21 protein-coding genes, 1 tRNA gene, 1 other RNA gene and 1 pseudogene (1 of these 24 running past the window's edge) are annotated in these 21,020 nt (G+C 46.8%); 21 read left to right on the top strand and 3 right to left on the bottom strand.

Translation table 11 applies throughout. The features are described from left to right. The first annotated feature begins 41 nt into the window (after nt 1-41). The 3 genes from BLCOC_RS02835 (at nt 42) to BLCOC_RS02845 (ending at nt 2,279) form a co-directional block, all read left to right on the top strand. Nucleotides 42-129 (top strand) — tRNA-Ser (locus tag BLCOC_RS02835). Nucleotides 130-964: 835 nt separating this feature from the next. Then, the gene (gene tadA / locus BLCOC_RS02840) at nt 965-1,441 is read left to right on the top strand and encodes a tRNA adenosine(34) deaminase TadA (RefSeq protein WP_044912285.1); all 477 of its coding nucleotides are present in this window, start codon (nt 965-967) and stop codon (nt 1,439-1,441) included. Continuing rightward, complete coding sequence (locus BLCOC_RS02845) at nt 1,422-2,279, top strand: homocysteine S-methyltransferase family protein (RefSeq protein WP_115624323.1); 858 nt, start codon at nt 1,422-1,424, stop codon at nt 2,277-2,279. Before tadA ends, BLCOC_RS02845 begins: the two co-directional genes overlap by 20 nt. Nucleotides 2,280-2,305: 26 nt before the next feature. Here BLCOC_RS02845 and BLCOC_RS02850 read toward each other — a convergent pair whose 3' ends face one another. Beyond that, nucleotides 2,306-2,920: a DedA family protein gene (locus BLCOC_RS02850; protein ID WP_018596869.1), complete on the bottom strand. Its 615-nt coding sequence runs from the start codon at nt 2,918-2,920 to the stop codon at nt 2,306-2,308. A gap of 72 nt (nt 2,921-2,992) precedes the next feature. After that, nucleotides 2,993-3,255, bottom strand: an RNA gene (gene ffs, locus BLCOC_RS02855) — signal recognition particle sRNA large type. 235 nt (nt 3,256-3,490) lie between these two features. Between ffs and BLCOC_RS02860 the strand changes: the two genes are divergently transcribed. The 10 genes from BLCOC_RS02860 (at nt 3,491) to BLCOC_RS27485 (ending at nt 12,642) form a co-directional block, all read left to right on the top strand. Continuing rightward, complete coding sequence (locus BLCOC_RS02860; protein ID WP_115624324.1) at nt 3,491-3,955, top strand: hypothetical protein; 465 nt, start codon at nt 3,491-3,493, stop codon at nt 3,953-3,955. 221 nt (nt 3,956-4,176) lie between these two features. Further along, a complete protein-coding gene (locus BLCOC_RS02865; RefSeq protein ID WP_018596871.1) occupies nt 4,177-5,256 on the top strand; it encodes a 6-phosphofructokinase in 1,080 nt (359 codons plus the stop codon). 19 nt (nt 5,257-5,275) lie between these two features. Continuing rightward, the gene (dnaX, locus tag BLCOC_RS02870) at nt 5,276-6,910 is read left to right on the top strand and encodes a DNA polymerase III subunit gamma/tau (RefSeq protein WP_115624325.1); all 1,635 of its coding nucleotides are present in this window, start codon (nt 5,276-5,278) and stop codon (nt 6,908-6,910) included. A 12-nt stretch (nt 6,911-6,922) separates the two neighbouring features. Further along, on the top strand, nt 6,923-7,279 hold the full coding sequence (locus BLCOC_RS02875) for a YbaB/EbfC family nucleoid-associated protein (RefSeq protein ID WP_018596873.1): 357 nt from the start codon (nt 6,923-6,925) through the stop codon (nt 7,277-7,279). A 29-nt stretch (nt 7,280-7,308) separates the two neighbouring features. Further along, nucleotides 7,309-7,908 carry a recombination mediator RecR gene (gene recR / locus BLCOC_RS02880; protein WP_018596874.1) on the top strand — a complete coding sequence of 200 codons (600 nt, stop codon included), beginning with the start codon at nt 7,309-7,311 and terminating at the stop codon, nt 7,906-7,908. Nucleotides 7,909-7,918: 10 nt separating this feature from the next. Further along, complete coding sequence (locus tag BLCOC_RS02885; protein WP_029470605.1) at nt 7,919-9,025, top strand: LacI family DNA-binding transcriptional regulator; 1,107 nt, start codon at nt 7,919-7,921, stop codon at nt 9,023-9,025. Between the two features lie 230 nt (nt 9,026-9,255). Beyond that, nucleotides 9,256-9,909 (top strand): fructose-6-phosphate aldolase, encoded by a 654-nt coding sequence (gene fsa / locus BLCOC_RS02890; protein WP_018596876.1) that lies wholly within the window; start codon nt 9,256-9,258, stop codon nt 9,907-9,909. Between the two features lie 59 nt (nt 9,910-9,968). Continuing rightward, nucleotides 9,969-10,808 carry a transketolase gene (locus BLCOC_RS02895; RefSeq protein WP_029470604.1) on the top strand — a complete coding sequence of 280 codons (840 nt, stop codon included), beginning with the start codon at nt 9,969-9,971 and terminating at the stop codon, nt 10,806-10,808. Beyond that, a complete protein-coding gene (locus BLCOC_RS02900) occupies nt 10,796-11,734 on the top strand; it encodes a transketolase family protein (RefSeq protein ID WP_115624326.1) in 939 nt (312 codons plus the stop codon). Before BLCOC_RS02895 ends, BLCOC_RS02900 begins: the two co-directional genes overlap by 13 nt. Before the next feature lie 233 nt (nt 11,735-11,967). Then, complete coding sequence (locus tag BLCOC_RS27485) at nt 11,968-12,642, top strand: HD domain-containing protein (protein WP_226985223.1); 675 nt, start codon at nt 11,968-11,970, stop codon at nt 12,640-12,642. A gap of 74 nt (nt 12,643-12,716) precedes the next feature. Here BLCOC_RS27485 and yyaC read toward each other — a convergent pair. After that, nucleotides 12,717-13,202: pseudogene (gene yyaC / locus BLCOC_RS02910) on the bottom strand (spore protease YyaC); the annotation flags it as partial. 152 nt (nt 13,203-13,354) lie between these two features. Here yyaC and BLCOC_RS02915 point away from each other — a divergent pair. The 8 genes from BLCOC_RS02915 to BLCOC_RS02950 all read left to right on the top strand — a co-directional run. Continuing rightward, nucleotides 13,355-14,731 (top strand): LysM peptidoglycan-binding domain-containing protein, encoded by a 1,377-nt coding sequence (locus BLCOC_RS02915; RefSeq protein ID WP_115624327.1) that lies wholly within the window; start codon nt 13,355-13,357, stop codon nt 14,729-14,731. Between the two features lie 53 nt (nt 14,732-14,784). Next, nucleotides 14,785-15,948, top strand: a complete 1,164-nt coding sequence (locus BLCOC_RS02920; protein WP_018596883.1) for a DUF5711 family protein — start codon at nt 14,785-14,787, stop codon at nt 15,946-15,948. 117 nt (nt 15,949-16,065) lie between these two features. Next, on the top strand, nt 16,066-16,752 hold the full coding sequence (locus BLCOC_RS02925; RefSeq protein ID WP_029470601.1) for a CvpA family protein: 687 nt from the start codon (nt 16,066-16,068) through the stop codon (nt 16,750-16,752). Nucleotides 16,753-16,767: 15 nt separating this feature from the next. Further along, nucleotides 16,768-17,778, top strand: a complete 1,011-nt coding sequence (locus BLCOC_RS02930) for a LacI family DNA-binding transcriptional regulator (protein WP_115624328.1) — start codon at nt 16,768-16,770, stop codon at nt 17,776-17,778. Between the two features lie 155 nt (nt 17,779-17,933). Further along, entirely contained in the window at nt 17,934-19,154 is a 1,221-nt protein-coding gene (locus tag BLCOC_RS02935; protein ID WP_115624329.1) for an ABC transporter substrate-binding protein, read from the top strand. Nucleotides 19,155-19,165: 11 nt separating this feature from the next. Continuing rightward, nucleotides 19,166-20,020 (top strand): carbohydrate ABC transporter permease, encoded by an 855-nt coding sequence (locus BLCOC_RS02940; RefSeq protein WP_018596887.1) that lies wholly within the window; start codon nt 19,166-19,168, stop codon nt 20,018-20,020. Nucleotides 20,021-20,023: 3 nt separating this feature from the next. Beyond that, nucleotides 20,024-20,854: a carbohydrate ABC transporter permease gene (locus BLCOC_RS02945; protein ID WP_018596888.1), complete on the top strand. Its 831-nt coding sequence runs from the start codon at nt 20,024-20,026 to the stop codon at nt 20,852-20,854. Nucleotides 20,855-20,875: 21 nt separating this feature from the next. Further along, on the top strand, nt 20,876-21,020 hold the 5' portion of the coding sequence (locus tag BLCOC_RS02950) for a glycoside hydrolase family 13 protein (protein ID WP_115624330.1). It continues 1,523 nt past the right edge of the window; the window shows 145 of its 1,668 coding nt (coding positions 1-145); it begins with the start codon at nt 20,876-20,878; its stop codon lies beyond the right edge, outside the window.

Consider the following 21,020-nt stretch of genomic DNA (forward strand, 5'->3'; position numbering starts at 1 on the left):
ACTTGACCGGAATGCAGCCTGGCTTTATAATGGACAGGTATGGAGACGTATCGAAGCGGTCATAACGAGCTTGACTCGAAATCAAGTTGTCGGGTAACCGGCACGTGGGTTCGAATCCCACCGTCTTCGCTGCTTTAAACCCGCGTGAACTGCGGGTTTTTTGTTTGCCCTCTAATATATACATAAAAGTATCCGGAAAATAAAAATGCCGGTACCTTGGCGAGTACCGGCAAAAGAGGGGGGAAAAGAAAAATCTATATAAAAAGTCAGTTGGCTGTATTAGGCGAAGCCCGGCAGCCACATATATCACTGTAATGCAGCTGCTGTCTTCTTCAACAACAATTATAGTATAACCTGGAAATGTGAGGATTCTGTGACAAGGATATAAAGCTTTTCTGAAACATTTTAAAAATAATTAAAAAGAATCTGAAGAGGAAACAAAAGCGCCCTGCAGGCAGGAAAAAGCCGGTACTCTGCGAAGTACCGGCAAAAGAGGGAGGGAAAAGAAAAATCTATATAAATAAGTCAGTTGGCTTTTTATGAGGTTCGGTTTCTTTGACCGTCCTCCTTGCTGACAATTACAGTATATCTAAGAAATATGAGTAATTTGTGACAACACAATAAAGCTTTTCTGAAATTTTTGAAGAATTTATGAAAGAAACGGGAAAGACTTTTATAAGGAGATATGGTTGGCTATTGCATTATAAAAGCGGGGTGTAGTATAATTCAAAAACAACGGATCAGAGCGTGTCCTGCACGGCATTTTCCGCCAAGAGAATGCAGCGGGATGTATCGTAACAGCCCGATCCTTCGGCTGCGGCAATACGATCCCTCGTGTTTTCTGCCAGAAAAGGGCAGGGGCATCCAGGATCATATATAGCCAAGTGGCCGGGGAAGTGACAGAAACATATATTCAAAATCATACAGGAAGGCGGATCGTGAAGTGGATGCACAGGAAAAGTTTATGAAGGAAGCCATAAAGCAGGCGAAAAAAGCTTACGCCCTGAGGGAGGTTCCCATTGGCTGTGTGATCGTATATGAAGGTAAGATAATAGCCAGAGGTTACAACAGAAGGAACACAGACAAAAATACCACCTCCCATGCAGAGATGAACGCCATCCGAAAAGCCAGTAAAAAGCTGGGGGACTGGAGGCTTGAGGGATGTACTCTCTATGTTACGCTGGAACCCTGTCAGATGTGCGCTGGTGCCATTATACAGGCCAGAATAGATAAAGTGGTTATCGGCAGCATGAACCCCAAAGCAGGATGTGCAGGGTCTGTCCTCAACCTGTTGGAGATGGACGGATTTAACCACAAGGCAGAAGTAGAGCGAGGTGTGCTGGAAGCGGAGTGCAGCGAAATGCTGAGCGGCTTCTTCCGGGAATTGAGAAAAGAAAAGGCAAAAGCAAAGGAGAAATGTCATGACAAAACAGGAATTTAGAGAACTGGTACAGGCCGAAACATTGCTTTTAGACGGAGCTACAGGCTCCAATCTCATGAAGGAAGGGATGCCCAGAGGTGTCTGCTCTGAACAGTGGATATATGAAAATCCTCAGGTACTGGAGAAGCTGCAGAAGGAGTATTGCGAGGCCGGCTCCAGGATAGTCTATGCTCCTACATTTTCGGCAAACAGAATAAGTCTTGCCAATCACGGACTGGAAAATAAGGTAGAGGAGCTGAACCGGGGTCTTGTGCGCATCTCCAGGGAAGCAGTCGGGGACAAATGTTATATCGCGGGAGACCTGACTACTACAGGAAAGCAGGATATGCCCTATGAAGAGTTATTTGAGGCATACAGGGAACAGATAGTGGCTCTGGCTGATGCTGGAGTTGACCTGCTCATCGCAGAGACTATGCTGGGTGTGGATGAAGTGATGGCAGTGATCGACGCCGCTGCCGCAGTGTGCGAACTGCCGGTTATGTGCACTTTGACTGTGGAGTCTGACGGCAGCTTATTCTTCGGAGGAAATATTTATGATGCAGTGGAGACTCTAGAGCAGATGGGAGCAGATGCCGTTGGTATTAACTGTTCCACAGGTCCTGACCAGTTGGTATCCGTTGTGAAAAATATAAGGGAAAAAGTCAGTATTCCTGTCATTGTCAAACCCAATGCGGGAATGCCTGTGATAGATGAAAAAGGAAATCCGGTTTATTCCATGGGCGCTGAAGAATTCGCAGAACATATGAAGGTGCTAACGGAAGCTGGAGCAGATATTGTAGGCGGATGCTGTGGAACGACACCTGAATATATCAGGAAACTGGCTGATATTTTAAAATGAGCACTTTATATAAAAAGACGTTTCCCTCATTTCTGAAGGAAACGCCTTTTTATGTAAACTAAAATGCCGATCAATGCAAATACAATAATGACGACACGGGCCACCTGAGTATATGTGCCCAGACATTCTGCGGCCTTCTGCCATGAGGTTCCGGCAACAGCACCCAGGGATACCAGCACCAGGTTCCAGATAAAGCTTCCGATGGTGGTCAGAGACAGGAAAGTGCCAAGGTTCATGTTGGCCATTCCCGCCGGAATGGAGATGAGGCTTCGCACAATGGGGATAAAGCGGCAGAAGAGAACTGTATAGTTGCCTTTGCTGTCAAACCATTCCATAGCGCTTCCCACATCCTCCGGTTTAAAGTGCAGGATTCTGCCAACCCTGCCTTTCAGAAGAGATTCCAGCTTTTCCTGGGGCACCAGGTGTCCGATTTGGTATAAAAGAATAGCACCGAAAACACTGCCCACTGTGGAGGAGAGTACAACGCCTATAATATTCATCTTTGTATATGTAGTCATAAAGCCGCCGAAGGTCAGTATCACTTCGGAAGGAATAGGGGGGAAAAGGTTCTCCACCAGAATGAGGAGGGCTATCCCCAGATACCCGTAGGCATCCATTATATGCATCATCCAATAACTCATCAAAAAAACCTCCGCTGCAATCGTCTCTTTCATCTTATGACGATACAGTGGAGGTTATTCTATTCTTTTTCACCGTGCGCCGCACCTCGAAACTCCTTCACGGACGTTACCTCTACAGTTAACTCGGCCCAGGCACCCTCACGGCACACAGAAGATTCTACTTAGTGCTGCTTCATTCCTGACCTGACACGGTTCATAGAGTTCTGTTGCGCAAGACCCAGACGTCAGCGCCACTTATAAAGGGCAGCTCCGCAAAGAAAGTCCCTCAGATTTGGCATCACCCCTGCTGTAGCGGATTGCAGGTACAGGGCACCGCTATCTCCCCGGCTGCACGGTATCTAAAAGTATATCGGTTTTTTTACAGTTTGTCAATGAAAAAGAAAGGAAAAAAAATCGATTCCGCACTTTACAAAAGCAGAGGAGTGTAGTATAATAAAAAACGACCATAAATGTGTTAATGTAATTTGAATTCCTCAACGAAAGAAAACGGACAGGCCGCATACCTGTCCGTTTTCTTTTTATGCAATAAATTGCCTTCTTATGCATAAAATGTAAGAGGAGGACAAGCATATGGGAAGAAAAAAGATTATTATATGGATTCTATGCGCTGCCATGAGCCAGATGGCGCACAATACAGTTACAGGAAATCTGTGGGAAACAGAACGGGCTCAGACAGAAGCCGCGGCCGGGCGCAGTGTGTATCAGAGGGCAGAATCAGCTCAACCAGAATATATCATCACAGAACACCCCTTTCTGTCTTTTGCAGATATGGAGCCGGGGGAGGAGAGAAGCCAGGTATTTTCCATCTGGAATACAGGTGAGGAAGATTCTGCATACTATTTTGATATACAGGCCCGGGAAAATATCGCATGGGAACTGACAAAGGCAGGGGATTTTTACAGTTGCGGAAAAGTCCTGCAGAACCCTATGAAGCTCACAGAGCTGACACCCAATGAGCATATGGTTTTTCAGCTCACCGTGAAAAACACGGGGAATGCCATTGAAACAGCGGTCCCGGTCTTTTCCAAGGAATAGTAACAGGGGATAACCATGGTTTACTAAAAAGAAAATTTTGAGTTGTGGTAAAAAATAAAATAAGCTATAATGGATGCAGGTGAGTAATTTATTCGCCGGAATGGGCGAGAATACTCCCAGCCGCCATAAGTGGGAGCAGAATCGTCGAAACAGATGGGGTTTATATCTTAAACCCACAGTGCAGAATGTAACACTATATCATAAGATGGGATGTGAAATATATGAAGAGAATCGGTTTGTTAACAAGCGGTGGCGACTGTCAGGCACTCAATGCCACCATGCGCGGCGTTGTAAAAGGTTTGGCTTCCAATCTGGACGACCTGGAGGTCTACGGCTTTGATGATGGATATAAAGGACTGATATACGGAGACTACAGAATGCTCTCAGCCAAAGATTTCTCAGGTATCCTCACAAGAGGCGGTACGATCCTGGGTACATCCCGCCAGCCCTTTAAATTGATGCGTGTGCCCGATGACAGAGGCCTTGACAAGGTTGAAGCCATGAAGCAGACGTACTATAAGCTGCGTCTTGACTGTCTGGTGATCCTGGGCGGCAACGGTACCCAGAAGACGGCAAACATGCTCAGAGAAGAGGGACTGAACATTATCCATCTTCCCAAGACCATAGATAATGATATCTGGGGGACAGATATGACTTTTGGTTTCCAGAGCGCAGTGGATATTGCCACAGAAGCCATTGACTGTATCCATACAACGGCAGCATCCCACAGCCGTATCTTTATTGTGGAGGTCATGGGACATAAAGTGGGATGGCTTACCCTGCACGCCGGTATTGCAGGCGGTGCTGATATTATCCTGATTCCTGAAATCCCATATGATATTGATAAAATAGCTGACGCAGTCAGGAGGAGGAACAGAGCCGGAAAAGGCTTTACCATCCTGGCAGTGGCGGAAGGCGCAGTTTCCAAAGAAGACGCAGCACTTCCCAAGAAAGAGCTGAAGAAAAAAATGGAGGAAAATGCAAAGAAATATCCGTCCGTTTCCTATAAGCTGGAAGCAGAGCTGAAGGAAAAGCTGGATCTGGATATCCGCATTACCATTCCGGGACATATGCAGAGAGGCGGAAGCCCATGTCCGTATGACCGTGTGCTCTCCACCCATATGGGTTCCGCAGCCGCAGGCCTGATCCTGAAAGATGAGTACGGTTACATGGTGGGGATCGTCAACGGCAAGATCAAGAAAGTCCCGCTTCAGGAATGTGCCGGCAAACTGAAGATGGTATCCCCGGATGATCAGTTGGTCAAGGCTGCAAAAAGGATCGGCATCAGTTTCGGGGATTAACTGAAAAAGGAGAATTTTCATGAGCTATACTGCTCTTTATCGGAAGTTCCGCCCCCAGGATTTTGAAGATGTAAAGGGGCAGGAACACATTGTAACCACATTGAAGAACCAGATGAAAGCGGACAGGATCGGGCATGCCTATCTTTTCTGCGGCACCCGTGGTACAGGTAAGACTACCATTGCCAAGATACTGGCAAAGGCAGTCAACTGCGAACATCCGGTAGACGGAAGCCCCTGCAACGAATGTGAGACATGTCAGGCCATCAATGCAGGGACCTCCATGAATGTGATAGAGATCGACGCCGCTTCCAACAACGGCGTCGACAACATTCGTGAAATCCGTGAGGAAGTGGCCTACCGTCCTGCAAAAGGACGTTATAAAGTATATATCATAGATGAGGTTCATATGCTGTCCACAGGAGCGTTTAATGCACTGTTAAAGACGCTTGAGGAACCTCCTTCTTATGTTATCTTCATTCTCGCCACCACGGAGGCACATAAGATCCCCATCACCATCCTGTCCAGATGCCAGCGCTATGACTTTAAACGCATCACAGTGGATACCATAGCGGCAAGGCTTACAGAACTGATGGATAAGGAAGGCACAGACGTGGAGGAGAAGGCTATCCGCTATATTGCAAAGGCGGCAGACGGTTCCATGCGTGATGCGCTCTCCCTGCTGGACCAGTGTATCGCTTTTTATCTGGGTGAGACGCTGACATATGAAAAGGCCCTGGATGTGCTGGGCGCTGTGGATACGCAGGTGTTCAGCAGGCTTCTCCGCCTGATCCTGAAGCAGGACACGGCAGGGGCCATAAGAACCCTGGAAGACCTGATCATCCAAGGCAGGGAACTGGGACAGTTTGTGGCGGATTTCATCTGGTATCTGCGGAATCTGCTCCTTGTGAAGACTTCGGATGCGCCGGAGGAAGCGGTAGATGTCTCCGCGGAGAATATGGAGCTTCTAAAGGAGGAAGGCCGGATGTTGGATGCGGAGACGCTGATGCGCTATATCCGCATTTTTTCAGAACTGTCCAACCAGATCCGCTATGCATCACAGAAGAGGGTGCTGGTGGAAATCGCTCTGATAAAGCTCTGTCAGCCGGTTATGGAGACCAATCTGGATTCTCTGTTTGACAGGATCCGGGTATTGGAGGAAAAACTGGAAAACGGCATTGTAGTGACAGGAGCGGTGCAGGCCGGGGAATATGCCCCATCTGTAGAAGCTACAGCCTCCCATATCATGCCGGAGGAAACTTTGTCAGAACCGGAGGCGAAGCCTGAGAAAGCGGCACCTGAGGACCTGCAGTATATTAAGAAGAACTGGAACTCCGTTGTGCGGGAGACAAAGGGATTCCTGCAGCAGATGCTTCTGACTTCCACGCCGAAATACAATGGCAATACAGGAGAACCTGTCTTGTACGTGGAGTTTGGAAATTTCCAGGCAAAAATCTGTATGGACAATCCGGATACCATACCTATGCTCAAAGAGATCATCCGGAAGAAAACAGGAAAGAGTGTGGAAATCGAGCTTTTACTTGCAGGCGGGGAAAACAAAGGACCCGCGGGGCTGGCATCGATTTCCGTAGATGATTTGATCGAACAGAATATCCGTATGGATGTAGTTGTAGAAGAAATGGAAGAGGAAGAATAGGAGGATTTGAACATGGCAAAAAAAGGAGGATTTCCGGGAATGGGAATGCCCGGAAACATGAATAACCTGATGAAACAGGCGCAGAAAATGCAGCGTCAGGCAGAGGAGAATCAGAAAGCACTGGAAGAGAAGGAATTTACCGCAGCCGCAGGCGGCGGAGCCGTGGAAGTGACCGTTTCCGGTAAAAAGGAGATCACTAAGGTAAAGCTGGCTGAGGAAGTCGTTGATCCGGATGATATCGAGATGCTGGAGGACCTGATCATGGCAGCGACCAATGAAGCCCTGCGCAAGATGGAGGAAGAGTCAGCAGCTCTTATGTCTAAGCTCACAGGAGGTCTCGGCGGCCTTGGCGGCGGATTCCCGTTCTAAGCGGCAATATACCGCAGAGGTGAAAAAAATTGGAATACTACAGCAGTCATATCAACAAATTAATTGAGCAGCTTTCCCGTCTGCCGGGCATTGGGGCTAAATCAGCCCAGCGCCTGGCATTCCACATTCTGAACATGCCCAAAGACCAGGTAGAAGAGCTTTCTGCCTCTATTGTGAATGCCAAGGCAAACGTACAGTATTGTAAGAACTGTTATACCCTGACAGACCAGGAGATCTGCCCAATCTGTAATAACCCCAGAAGAGACAGGAAAGTCATTATGGTGGTGGAAAATACCAGGGATCTGGCGGCATATGAGAAGACCGGTAAATTTGAAGGGGTGTATCATGTGCTGCATGGTGCCATTTCTCCTATGCTGGGGATCGGTCCCGATGACATTAAGTTAAAGGAACTGATGCAGCGCCTTTCAAAGGACGACATTGAGGAGGTGATCATTGCCACCAATTCCAGTCTGGAGGGTGAGACTACAGCTATGTATATCAGCAAGCTTGTGAAGCCTACAGGCATTAGGGTGAGCCGTATCGCCAGTGGTGTTCCGGTGGGCGGTGACCTGGAATATATTGATGAGGTAACCCTTCTTCGGGCACTGGAGGGAAGGGTAGAACTATAGGAGCTTTAACATGAAGAAGAAAGTGACGTCCACGGATATCGCCAAAGCAGCGGGAGTCTCCCAAGCTACGGTATCCATGGTGCTGAATAAAAAGTACAATGTCTCCTTCTCAAAAGAGACGATTCAGAAGGTGGAGGAGACTGCCCGGGAGATGGGATACAACATCCCAAAGAGACGTCCGAGAAAGGATGCCGGCAACAGCAGGCTGATCATAGTCTTCTGTCCAACGCTCACGAACCCTTATTATGTCATGCTTCTGCAGGGAATTGAAAAAGTGGCCAAGGAAAAAGGATACGCGGTCTTCACCTGTGACACCCAGAGAGAGTTAAAGCTGGAGGAACAGTACCTGAAGATGATGCACACCGTTATCCCGGCGGGTATCATCTATACCTTTAACCCGAGTCCTGTATACATGTCACAGGTGGAGGAATTGGCAAAGAAAATCCCATTGGTCATTATAAGCAACAGGGAGCGGGTGGAAGTGGATGCCATCAATCAGGACAATACCAAGGTGGGAAGCCTTATGGCCAGACATCTTCTGGACTTAGGACACCGGGACGTGGCCTTTATCGCGCCTCCTCTCACGAAAAGGCAGCAGCAGCGCTCAAAGCGTGTGGCAGGATTTGTGGAGGAGTATGAGAAAGAGGGTCTGGGTGACCATGTCATCATAAAAGCGGCAGATGACGCTCTGGATGACCAGCTGCCGAGCATTGACTCGGAATACAGGATGGGGTATAACCTGACAAAAGAGATCCTGGCAGGGCCGAGAAAGGTAACTGCATTTGCAGGTCTCAACGACATGATGGCCTTTGGCATCATGGATGCTCTCCAGGAGGAAAAATATAAGATTCCCGGTGACGTGTCTGTTCTTGGCTGCGACAATATCATATTTTCCGGTATGTCACATATGTCTCTCACTACCATAGAGCACTTTGTTCCGCTTAAAGGGCGCGATGCCTGCGACATTATCATGCGCAAGATTGAATCCTTCATGAATACATATTCTGACAGTGAACCCACCAGCATCTATCATATTGAGTATGAGCCGAAGCTGATCGTACGCAAGACTACAGGCTATGTAAAACAAAAGCAGAAAAAGAAGAAAAAAACAAAATAAATTAAATGAATTCCATTTTATTATTAGTAATAATATCAAAACAAAATCCTGAAAATAATAGGATTGTGCAAGTCGGATTTTGTAAAACGGCCGGAAACAATTAATAAAAAATGAGTTTATTAACAAATTAAATTATTTATAAAAACAACTGTACTTGCGAAGGAATGCTTTATGGGGTAAACTGAGTGTATCAAAAAACAAAGCAAAGGTTTTGAACGGAGGAAAAGAATATGAGATTTTTTATCGACACTGCAAATGTAGAAGACATCCGTAAGGCAAATGACATGGGGATCATCTGTGGAGTGACCACAAATCCATCCCTGATCGCGAAAGAAGGACGTGACTTTAACGAGGTTATCAAAGAGATCACATCTATCGTAGACGGACCCATCAGCGGTGAGGTAAAAGCCACCACAACAGACGCGGAAGGCATGATCAAAGAGGGCCGCGAGATCGCAGCTATCCATCCGAATATGATCGTTAAGATTCCTATGACAACAGAGGGATTAAAGGCGGTCAAAGTTCTGAATGCAGAGGGCATCAAAACCAACGTTACATTAGTGTTTACTTCTAACCAGGCGCTTCTGGCAGCAAGAGCAGGCGCAACTTATGTTTCCCCGTTCCTGGGCAGACTGGATGATATCTCCGTATGCGGAACTGATCTGATCAGTGAGATCGTAGAGATTTTCCAGGTTGCAGGTATTGATACAGAGATCATCGCAGCGAGTGTACGTCATCCGATGCATGTGACAGAGTGTGCTCTGGCAGGTGCTGACATCGCTACTGTACCTTACAAGGTTCTGGAGCAGATGACAAAACATCCTCTGACAGATCAGGGTATCGAGAAATTCCAGAAAGACTATATTGCAGTTTTCGGCGAATAATATAACTGTATACGATCAGGCTAAAAGCCGGTCACAGAACAAACAATCAGGAGGAAGAAATGAACAAGTTAGAACTTCAGAAGACAGCCAACGAAGTCCGCAAAGGCATCGTGACTGCTGTCCATTCCGCAAAAGCCGGACATCCGGGCGGATCATTATCAGCAGCAGATTTATTTACTTATCTGTATTTTCAGGAAATGAATATAGATCCCAAAGAGCCTAAGAAAGCAGACCGTGACCGTTTTGTTCTTTCTAAGGGCCACACAGCACCTGGTCTTTATTCCACACTGGCACAGAGAGGCTATTTCCCGGTGGAGGACTTGAAGACGCTGCGTCATCTCGGCTCTTATCTGCAGGGACATCCGGATATGAAACATATCCCGGGTGTTGATATGTCCAGCGGATCCCTGGGACAGGGTATCTCTGCGGCAGTAGGTATGGCATTGTCTGCCAAGATGGATGGTGCAGACTATCGTGTCTATACACTTCTGGGAGACGGTGAGATCCAGGAAGGCCAGGTTTGGGAGGCATCTATGTTTGCCGGCTTTAGAAAATTGGACAACCTGGTAGTGATTGTGGACAACAACGGACTTCAGATTGACGGAAGCATAGAAGATGTTTGTTCTCCGTACCCGATTGACAAAAAATTTGAAGCCTTCAACTTCCACGTGATCAATGTTGCAGACGGCAATGACATTGACCAGCTTGAGGCAGCTTTCAAAGAGGCCAGAGAGACAAAGGGAATGCCCACTGCGATCATTATGAAGACAGTGAAGGGAAAAGGTGTTTCCTTTATGGAGAATTCTGCCGGATGGCATGGAAAAGCTCCGAATGATGCAGAATATGAAATCGCTATGGCGGATTTGGAAAAGGCAGGTGAAGCATTATGTCAGAAGTAAAGAAGATCGCAACCAGAGAAAGCTATGGAAACGCATTAGTAGAGTTAGGCAAAAAATACGACAACCTGGTAGTCCTGGACGCCGACCTGGCAGGTGCTACAAAAACCGGTACATTCCAGAAGGCATTTCCGGAGCGTCATATTGACTGCGGTATTGCGGAATGTGATATGATGGGTATTGCAGCAGGTATGTCAACTACCGGAAAAGTTCCCTTTGCCAGCACATTTGCCATGTTCGCGGCAGGACGTGCTTATGAGCAGGTGCGCAATTCCATCGGATATCCGCATCTGAATGTGAAGATCGGCGCTACCCATGCAGGTATCTCCGTAGGTGAAGACGGCGCGACACATCAGTGCAACGAGGACATGGCTCTGATGCGTACGATCCCGGGAATGGTTATCTTAAATCCCTCCGATGATGTTGAGGCAAAAGCTGCGGTTGAGGCTGCATATCAGCATGAAGGTCCTGTTTATCTGAGATTCGGACGTCTGGCTGTTCCGGTTATCAATGACAAGCCGGATTATAAATTTGAAATCGGAAAAGGTATCGTTTTGAGAGAAGGAAAAGATGTGACTATTTTTGCTACAGGTCTCTGTGTAAGTGAGACTTTGGCTGCCGCTGAGAAACTGGCTGCAGACGGAATTGACGCAAAAGTGGTAAACATCCATACGATCAAACCTCTGGATGAGGAATTGGTTGTGAAAGCAGCACAGGAGACTGGCAAAGTGGTTACTGTGGAAGAGCACTCTGTGATCGGAGGACTGGGTGGAGCTATTGCCGAGGTTCTGAGCGAGAAGGCACCCACAAAAATGCTGAGGATCGGTATCAATGATGTATTCGGTGAGTCCGGCCCTGCAGTAAAGCTGCTGGAGAAATACGGCATTGATGCAAACGGTATCTATGCGAAAGTAAAAGCGTTTGTGTAAGATTCCGGCTGTGAACAACAGGCCTTTACAAAAAATAATATATGTTTTAAAATCAGGTTAGAAACCTGGTTGATGTGAGGGATGTCACCGGCAGGGGGCATCCCTTTTATTACCCGGAAAAGTCCCCCGGACTTTCTATGCAGCAATGAAGTTCTGCAGAAAGTATGAAAAAGGCATAAAGGAGTATGACATATATGAAGCGTAAGGGGTTGTTCAGAAGGAAGTCCTCTCATGTGAGTACAGTTAAGGATGAAGGGAATGAGGAGTTTTATGAGTGTATAAAGGATCTGGTCCATCATCCTTATGTGCTCAGGATGAAGGAGTATCCCCATCACTGTGAGACAAACTGCTACCAGCATTGTCTGAATGTGGCCTATTATAATTTCCGTATCTGCAAATTCTTTGGTCTGGACGCCAGATCAGCGGCAAGGGCTGGGATGCTGCACGATCTGTTTCTCTATGACTGGAGAGGACACAGGAAAAAGACAGGTGATCCGGTACATGCCATGACCCATCCGCATGCTGCGCTGCACAATGCAAAAAAATACTTCCAGCTCAATAAGCTGGAAGAAGAAATTATTTTAAAGCACATGTTTCCGGTAACTCCGGTTCCGCCCATGCACAGAGAGGCATGGATCATTACCCTGACGGATAAATATTGCGGAACCTGTGAGATTGGCAGGTATTACTACCATGCCTGGTTCCCAAGGGGTATTTATTATATGGCAAAGCAACTGATGAAAAGAGTCTTCGGCGAGGATTACCGTTACCAGGATTATCAGCTCCCCTTTGGTTTGGCAGCCGCGGATTCCGCAGACAGTGAGGTCAATTTCGTCAGGCTGCGCCGGCGCTCCTCCTCCGGATGGAAGAAGGCCAGAAGAGATGGGCGGCGTGTGCCAAAGTATTGACGATGCGCCACCAGGATCCCTGAGACAATGGCATCTGCCAGTTCCATGACTGTGGACAGACGTGTTGTCTGCAGAAGAAAATGCTCAAATGCTCCCGACAGGTTGACAATACCGGTAATGGATATGTCGCCTACCGGGGGCAGTTTCTTTTTTACACCCAGACCCGGCTCCAGGGAGCCTTGTCCTACGGTGACATAGCCCTGGTGCTTTTTGGAACCCAGGGATGCGTCGATGGCCACAGTCAGGCTGTTGGGATGTTCTTTTTTTACGGATTCCACGGTTTCCTGGAGATTCAGGGCATGGACAGGGTTGGCGAGGGTGCCGTATATACTGCATCGGTTCAGATGTTCTTTTGACAGGCGGTGGCCTATGAGAGGGCCGAGACTGTCCCCGGTTATGCGGTCACTTCCAATACACAGGAAGACAAGTTCTTCAAAATTGCTGTCGGATTTGGCGTATAGTTCTGTAAGCAGGGAGCCGATTTTGTTACCGGCCCGGTCTGTGCGGCTTTCAATATAGTAAACGGGCGTATCAAGGTGTGTGTCCATATTTTTATCCATCCTTTCTTTCCCCTATTTTGTCCGTTTTTTCCTCTCTTTATCCTGTCTTTTTAACGGGATGTTTGTCGTTAAAAAAAGGCATGTACCTTTCTTAATCCGCTAAATTTCGCAGACTATTCGTGCTATCCTGTTGCCCAAAGGGGTGAATCTTTATGATAGAAATAGTCTACGAAAAAGAAAAACAAAAGCCTGAGGGAAATGAAGGATTCTTCCGCATTCCCAACAACATACGCCAGATAGGAGAAGTCAACGAAACACAAAAAATCTATATAGAAGATTATGCGTACACTTACCTTTGTAGAATCTCTTCCGGAAATTCTTCAAAAGGAAAAGCAGCGATTCTTCTGGGACAGGCCAACTGGAAAGAAGGCGTTTCCTACCTTTTTGTGAAAAGTGCCGTTGTGCTCCCTGACATGGAAATTACTGAAGAACACCTTTCCTTTACCAGGGAAATATGGAATCACGTGTATGAGAAGAACAAGGAATATTTTCCGGATCAGGAAATTGTGGGATGGTACCTGTCCATTCCCGGATGCTCCATGGAGCTGCACGAGGTTATCTGCCGGACCCATTTGGATCATTTCGGCGGCAATGACAAGGTGCTCATGGTGATGGAACCCCTTGAAAAAGAAGAAGCGTTTTACCGATATGATGACGGAGAATTGTCAAGACAGCCGGGTTTTTATATTTACTATGAAAAAAATGAACCTATGCAGAACTTTCTGGTGGCCCAGAATGACAAGGCTGAGACGAAAAGCGAGCAGGTCAGTGACCAGGCAGTGAAGACATTCCGGAAAAAAGTGGAGACAAAGTCTGAAGGGAAGAAACAGACGAAAAATATCCCTGTGTTCCGCACTGCCAGCGTATGTATGATGGTGGCTGTGCTGGCTGTGGGCGTCCTGTATCTCAATGATTATCAAAAACTGAAAAAGACAGAGACGGTCATCTCCAAGCTGGACGATAAAAACAGCGGCAAGGAACTGGTTGAGACAAAACCGGTCAACGGCCTGGTTTCTGAGAATCAGAAAGAGGAGAATCAGGATGGGGCAGATAAAGATGCGGCAGGGACAGACGCTGAAAACAGCGGCGCTGATACCGGTGCGGCAGATCCTGCCTCCGGCGCAGAGGACAACACTTCCGGAGACAGGAAGGATACAGATGAGCAAAAGGACAATGCGGAAGTTCAGGGTGACGATGCGGCAGAGAAAAATACAGACGGCAGCAGTAAGGATGCATCAGGAACAGATGCAAAAACAGACAGCCAGTCCGACGGCAAAGACAGCAAGAGCAGTAAAGACAGCAAGGACAGTGCAGACAGCGGGAAAGCGCAGAATGACAGTGATGACACGGATTCCGGCCAGACTGCAGGTTCCGCACACCAGTCCTATACCATTCACGAGGGCGACACTATAACCAGTATCAGTATGAGATACTATGGCAACAGCTCTAAAATCAAAGAAATCTGTGCCTTGAACGGCCTGTCTCCGGAAGATTTTATTTTCCCAGGACAAAAAATTTTACTCCCGTAGAATTTTGTGCTATAATAGCCGAAAACAGTTACAGATTCAATAAGGAAAAGTGAATGGAAGATAATAAAACAAACGAAAAAAGAAAAAAGAAATCCCGCAGACACAGAAGGCAGCAGCTAAAGCGCGTCTTAATAGCTGCCCTGATCGTCATAGCTGTGGTCATTATCGCCGTGGTGGTAATACAGCGCAGAACATATCACAAGTATTCCGTACAGTCCTCAGCCAAGAATGAGGATGTACAGTCAGCCGGTTATGTAAAGCTTGGGGACTGTGTTCTCAAATATGCATCGGACGGTGCGTCACTGCTGAACCAGAAGCAGGAGACAGTCTGGAAGCAGAGCTATGAGATGACAGATCCCGTGGCGGACGTCCGGGAGGAGACAGCAGTGGTGGCTGACAAGGAAGGCACCCTGATGTATATCTTCAAGAAGGATGCTCCCGTAGGTGCTGTGGAGACCAGTATGCCGATCCTCAAGGCAAGAGTGGCTCAGAGTGGTGTAGTGGCAGCCATTCTCCAGGACGGAGAGAAGACATGGATTGATTTCTATGCCACAGACGGCAGCCTGATCGCAGAAAACCAGACCAGAATAGACAGCCCCGGATATCCGGTAGATTTGGCTGTTTCCCCTGACGGAAAGCTGATCATGATCTCCTATCTCTATGTGGAGGACGGACAGACCACCAGTTATGTGGCCTTTTATAATTTTGGCGATGAAGGACAGGGAGAGATTGACAATATCGTTGCCGGATTTACATATGACGGCGTAGTAGTTCCACAGGTGGTGTACCTGGGAAGCGGTGTTTCAGCGGCTTTCAGGGATGATGGATTCTCCATATATGAGGGCGGCAGTGTGCCCAAGGAGAAGACGAAAAAGGAGATCAAGACAGACATAGTCAGCACTTTTTATAATGAAAACTATGTGGGACTTGTTTCAAAAAGTGACGGGAAAGACGAGAAATACAAAATGACGGTATATGACCTTTCCGGAAAAGAAAAATTCAGCCGCAGTTTTAATATGGAATATAAGAATATCCGTATCAGTGATGATATGATCATTATGAATAATGACAGTCAGGTATCCATGTATTCTTTGAGCGGGATTGAGAAGTTCAATGGAAATATGGATGAGGGAGTCATCAAAGACATTTTCAAAATGGGTTCCAACCGGTATATTCTAGTGTCTGAGAATGGAATCAAGACGATCAAATTAAAATAGTAAAAAAGATGTGGGAGCTGCCGGCGGATACGCGGCAGCTTCGTTTATCCGGAGGCGTCTAAGAATCGGTTCCGTCGGTCTGTAAATCTACATTGGGATTCAACATAGGAGAAAATTATGAATTGGCTTAATATTGTTGTACTTGCTGTATTTGTATTATGTATTATGAATGGAATACGCAGAGGGTTTATCAGGACAGTCGCAGCTATGTTTTCCATTCTTGTGAGCATGGTGCTTGTCTATTTTCTGAACCCTTATGTGGTGGATTTTGTGGAGGAGAAAACACCGATCTATGATACGATCGAGGAAAAGTGCAGTGCATCCATAGCAGCAGGTCTGGAAGGAGAGCTTGGAGAACAGGATCAGACAGCCTTCATCGAAGAGCTTCCTCTGCCGGAAAGTATGAAAAGCATGCTGAAGGAAAGCGGGAAATCCTATGGGAATTCTCTGGCAGAGGTTTTTGCAGGGTATCTGTCCTCATCCATTGCCCATATGATCGTCAACAGCTTGTCTTTTCTGGTCACATTTTTTGTGGTGTCTCTGATCCTGCGGTTTGCCGTGGCGGCTCTTGACAGCATCTTCAGTCTGCCGGTGCTCAGCCTGCTGAACCGCACGGCGGGAGCGGCGGCAGGCTGTGTGCAGGGGCTTCTCATTGTCTGGGTGTTTTTTCTGGTGGTCACCCTGTTCTGGAGTACGGATTGGGGAAGGGCTGCTGTGGAGATGGCAAAAGAGAACCCTATTACAAAGTGGCTCTATGATTCCAACCTGCTCCTCAAATTCGTATCAGGATTTTTGAAAATATAGAAGGAGTTTTTACATATGATCAGGATAAAGGATATTGCAAAGGAGGCTGGGGTGAGTCCAACCACAGTCTCCAATGTTATTCATGGAAATACAAAAAAGGTCTCCAAGGCCAATATTGATAAGATCCAGAAGATTCTGGAAAAAAACCAGTACATTCCCAGTATGAGCGCTCTGATGCTGGCTGAGAACCGTTCCAGATTGATCGGTGTGCTGATCGGAGAGAGGGAGGGGAAACGAAGAAGCATTGCCTCTGACCCTTTTACAAGCGTAATACTGAATTCTCTGGAGCTGGAGATCTACAGACAGAATTATTATATGCTTTTTCATCTGGCCAATTCGCAGGAAGAAAGCTGGAAGCTGGCCGCCACTTGGAAGGTGGAGGGGTTGATCACCCTGGGTCTGTCCTCAGAGGAGAACCTGGAACTGAGTGAGAAGTGCCAGATTCCCCTGGTGAGTATTGACAACTATTACGGGGAGAAGAAGGTGGCCAACATAGGCCTGCAGGATTTTGAGGGCGGCTATGCCATGGGAAAATTTCTGGCAGAGCAGGGACATAAGAATATTCTGTTTCTTGCGGATAATGATGTGGGCGTGGACCATGAGCGCTGGCTGGGGGTGCAGAGAGCTGTGGGGGAATTTGGAGAGAAGGGAGCGGCAGCCGGACGCAGGATCATGCCGGAGAACAGGGAAATGCGGAAGGAATGGCTGGAGGACAGTCTGGAGGATTTAAAAAGTTGCGACGCGCTCTTTTTTGCATCGGACTTCTATGCGTTGGAAGCCATTCATTTTCTTCAGGACAAAGGTGTGGATATTCCGGGGGATGTGTCTGTGGCAGGATTTGATGACAGCCCCTATGCGGAGATATGTAGACCGGAGATCACCACAGTCCGCCAGAATATCATGAAAAAAGGCCAGGAGGCTGTGAAGCGGCTGACCAGCCTGATCCAGGGAGAAGAATTCCGGGGACAGGAGAGGCTTCCCGTAGAGGTAGTGATCAGAGATTCTGTGAAACAAAAGTCCTTATAGTAAAAATCTACAAAAAGATAATGTGTTAATTGTATAAAAAGACGTTTTGCGCAAAACCTATTGTGCTGTTTCTGTCTTGTTGCTATAATTTGTGACAGATAGAAAAGGTTTTGCGCAAAACGTCTTTTGTTTTTGCTGAGTGAAAGGAGAAACATATGAAAAACAGATTGTTAGCCGCTGCAGTTCTTGCGGGCTGTGCTCTGCTGATGACAGGCTGCGGGGAAAAAGGAAAGAACCATCTGGAAATTTTCTCTACCAAGATGGAGAATCAGGCAATTCTGCAGTCCTTTATTGATGATTATACACAGGAGCACCCGGGGGTGACCATTGAATTTAACTCTCCGCCGGATGCGTCTACGGTTCTTCGGACTAAGCTTACCAAAAACCGTGTTCCGGATATTATTTTTATGGGAGGAGATATGACCTTCCGTGACATGTCCGAGGCGGAGATCCTTATGGATCTAAGTGATATGGAAGAGGCCGGCAGGATCAAGGAGGCATATAAAGAGCAGGTGTACAACCTGAATCCTGACCAGGAGGAAAAGCTTTTCGGTCTGCCATATGCCACCAACGCGGAAGGTATTATTTACAATGTGGATATTTTTAATGAACAGGGCCTGGAAATCCCCAAGACCTGGGATGAGCTGATGGATGTGTGCGGAAAGCTTGAGAGTGCGGGGATACAGCCGTTCTATTTTACTTTGAAGGATTCCTGGACAGGCGGCCCCCTGTGGATCCCTATGACATATGACCTGGCCGGAATGGATTTTTTCCTGGATAGGAGAGAGGGAAAGACAACTTTTCTGGGAACCCATGAGGAGGCGGCCGAGAAGATTCTGACACTTACCCAGTACGGGCAGAAGGATCTTCTGGGAAAAGGATATGACGACGGAAATATTGATTTTGCCAACGGCAAGGCAGCTATGATGTTCCAGGGAAACTGGGCGATCCCCAATATCCAGAAAGCCAATCCTGACGTAAACCTTGATATGTTTGCCCTTCCAGTCACAAATGATGAGAGCAAAAATGCCATTATCTCCGGTATTGATGTGATGCCGACCATATACAAAGATACCAAGGAGGAGGAACTGGCAAAAGATTTTATCAGCTTTATCTTTCAGGACGAAAAGGTTAAGGCATATATAGAAGACCAGTTTGCTTTTCCGTCTGTGGACACTGTCGTGCAGGACAATGCCAGTGTGGCAGGTGTTGCGGAGAAGTTTGCCGATGATAATATCGGAGATTTCGCGGACCATTATTACCCCACAGGTTTTGATTTCACTGTGACGCTGCAGACTTTTGTGGGCAGCAGGGGAGATGTGGAAGAGTTTTTGAAGAAACTGGATAAAGAATACGACAAATACAACAGTTTTTAGGGGGATGGATCATGAAAAAGAACAGAGCTTATATGGCGATCATCATACCGATGCTGGTACTGTTTTTCACCTTTCACACATTTTCCTTTTTGAAAGGGATTTTTTACAGCTTTACAGACTGGAAGGGATACGGGACCTGGGATTTCGTAGGGATAGCCAATTATTTGAAACTGTGGGGAGACGAGGCGATCGGAGATGCCTACAAGTTTACATTTAAATATGCAGTCTGTGCCACCATACTGGTCAATGTGATAAGCCTTCTGCTGGCCCTGGCGCTCAATGCAAAGATCAGATGTAAAAATGCACTGAAGGCTATTTATTTCCTGCCTTACATGCTGAGTGCCCTGATCGTCAGCTTTGTATTTAACTTTATTTTCTCCAATGTTCTGCCGGATCTGGGACAGAAACTGGGGATTGGATTTTTAAGCACGAATATTCTCGGCCAGGAAAATCTGGCCTGGATTGGTATTCTGGTGGTAGGTGTGTGGCAGGCAGTTGCCTTTAACACCATAATCTATATGTCTGGCCTGCAGACTGTGGATACAGATATTTACGAGGCCAGCAGCATAGACGGGGCGGGCAAATGGACTACATTCTGGAAGATGACCTTCCCGCTGATCGCACCGTTTTTTACCATCAACATGGTGCTCTGTGTAAAGAACTTCCTCATGGTATTTGACCAGATCATAGCAATGACAAACGGAGGACCGGGTACATCCACACAGTCTATTTCGGTACTCATTTACAAGCAGGGATTTTCCGGTGCGCAGTATGCGTATCAGTCAGCCAATGCGGTGATCTTCTTCATTGTCATAGCTGTGATCTCATTGTTCCAGACAAAAGTTTTAGAGAAGAGGGAGGCGTAAGAGATGCTGAAGAACAAGAAAAACAATACGATACTCACAGTTGTTCTGTTTGCACTGGCAGCAGTTGTCATTTTGTTTCCGCTTTATATCACGGTAGTCATCGCTCTGAAAACACCGGAACAGATCGCCCAGTCCGTGCTGGCTTTCCCGGACAAGCTGCATTTTGAGAATTTTATAACGGCCATTGAAAAGACGAATTTTTTCGTTACCTTCAAAAACACACTGATCATCACAGTCGTTTCCGTTGCGGGAACGATTGCCACAAATTCCTTCATGGCCTTTGCCATTACAAGGAACAGGGGCAGGAAACTGTATGATTTTATTTACTATTTTTTGATCAGTGCCATGTTCATTCCCTTTAATATCATTATGCTGCCATTGGTAAAGCAGGTGAGTTTTTTCCATATGGACAACGTACCGGGCTTGATCGTACTTTATATTGTCATGGGGCTGCCCATGAACATCTTCCTTTATTCCGGATATATAAAGTCCATACCCACAGCTCTTGATGAGGCGGCAACCATTGACGGGGCAAATACGTTTCAGATGTTTTACAAGGTCATTTTCCCAGTTCTGAAGCCTATGAACGCCACAGTGGCCATACTTACCTTCCTGTGGTGCTGGAACGACTTTACTATGCCTCTGGTCATTATCAGCGACCAGAAGAATCAGACACTGCAGCTCGCGCAGTATGTGTTTAAAGGGGAATTTGCAACTGACTACAGCCTGGCCTTTGCGTCATACCTGCTGGCCCTTCTGCCTATTGTGATCTTCTATTTGTTTGCGCAGAAACAGGTTATCAGCGGTGTTACCAACGGTGCAGTGAAAGCATAAAAGTAAAAAGGAGAAAGAATTATGAAAAAAGCATGGTGGAAAGAAAGTGTGGTTTATCAGGTTTACCCAAGGAGTTTCTGCGACAGCAACGGAGACGGGATTGGGGATATTAACGGTATTACCAGTAAGCTGGATTATTTGCAGGAACTGGGCATTAATGTGATAT

The organism is Blautia coccoides (genome assembly GCF_034355335.1).
GTDB classification, from domain to species: Bacteria; Bacillota; Clostridia; order Lachnospirales; family Lachnospiraceae; genus Blautia; species Blautia producta.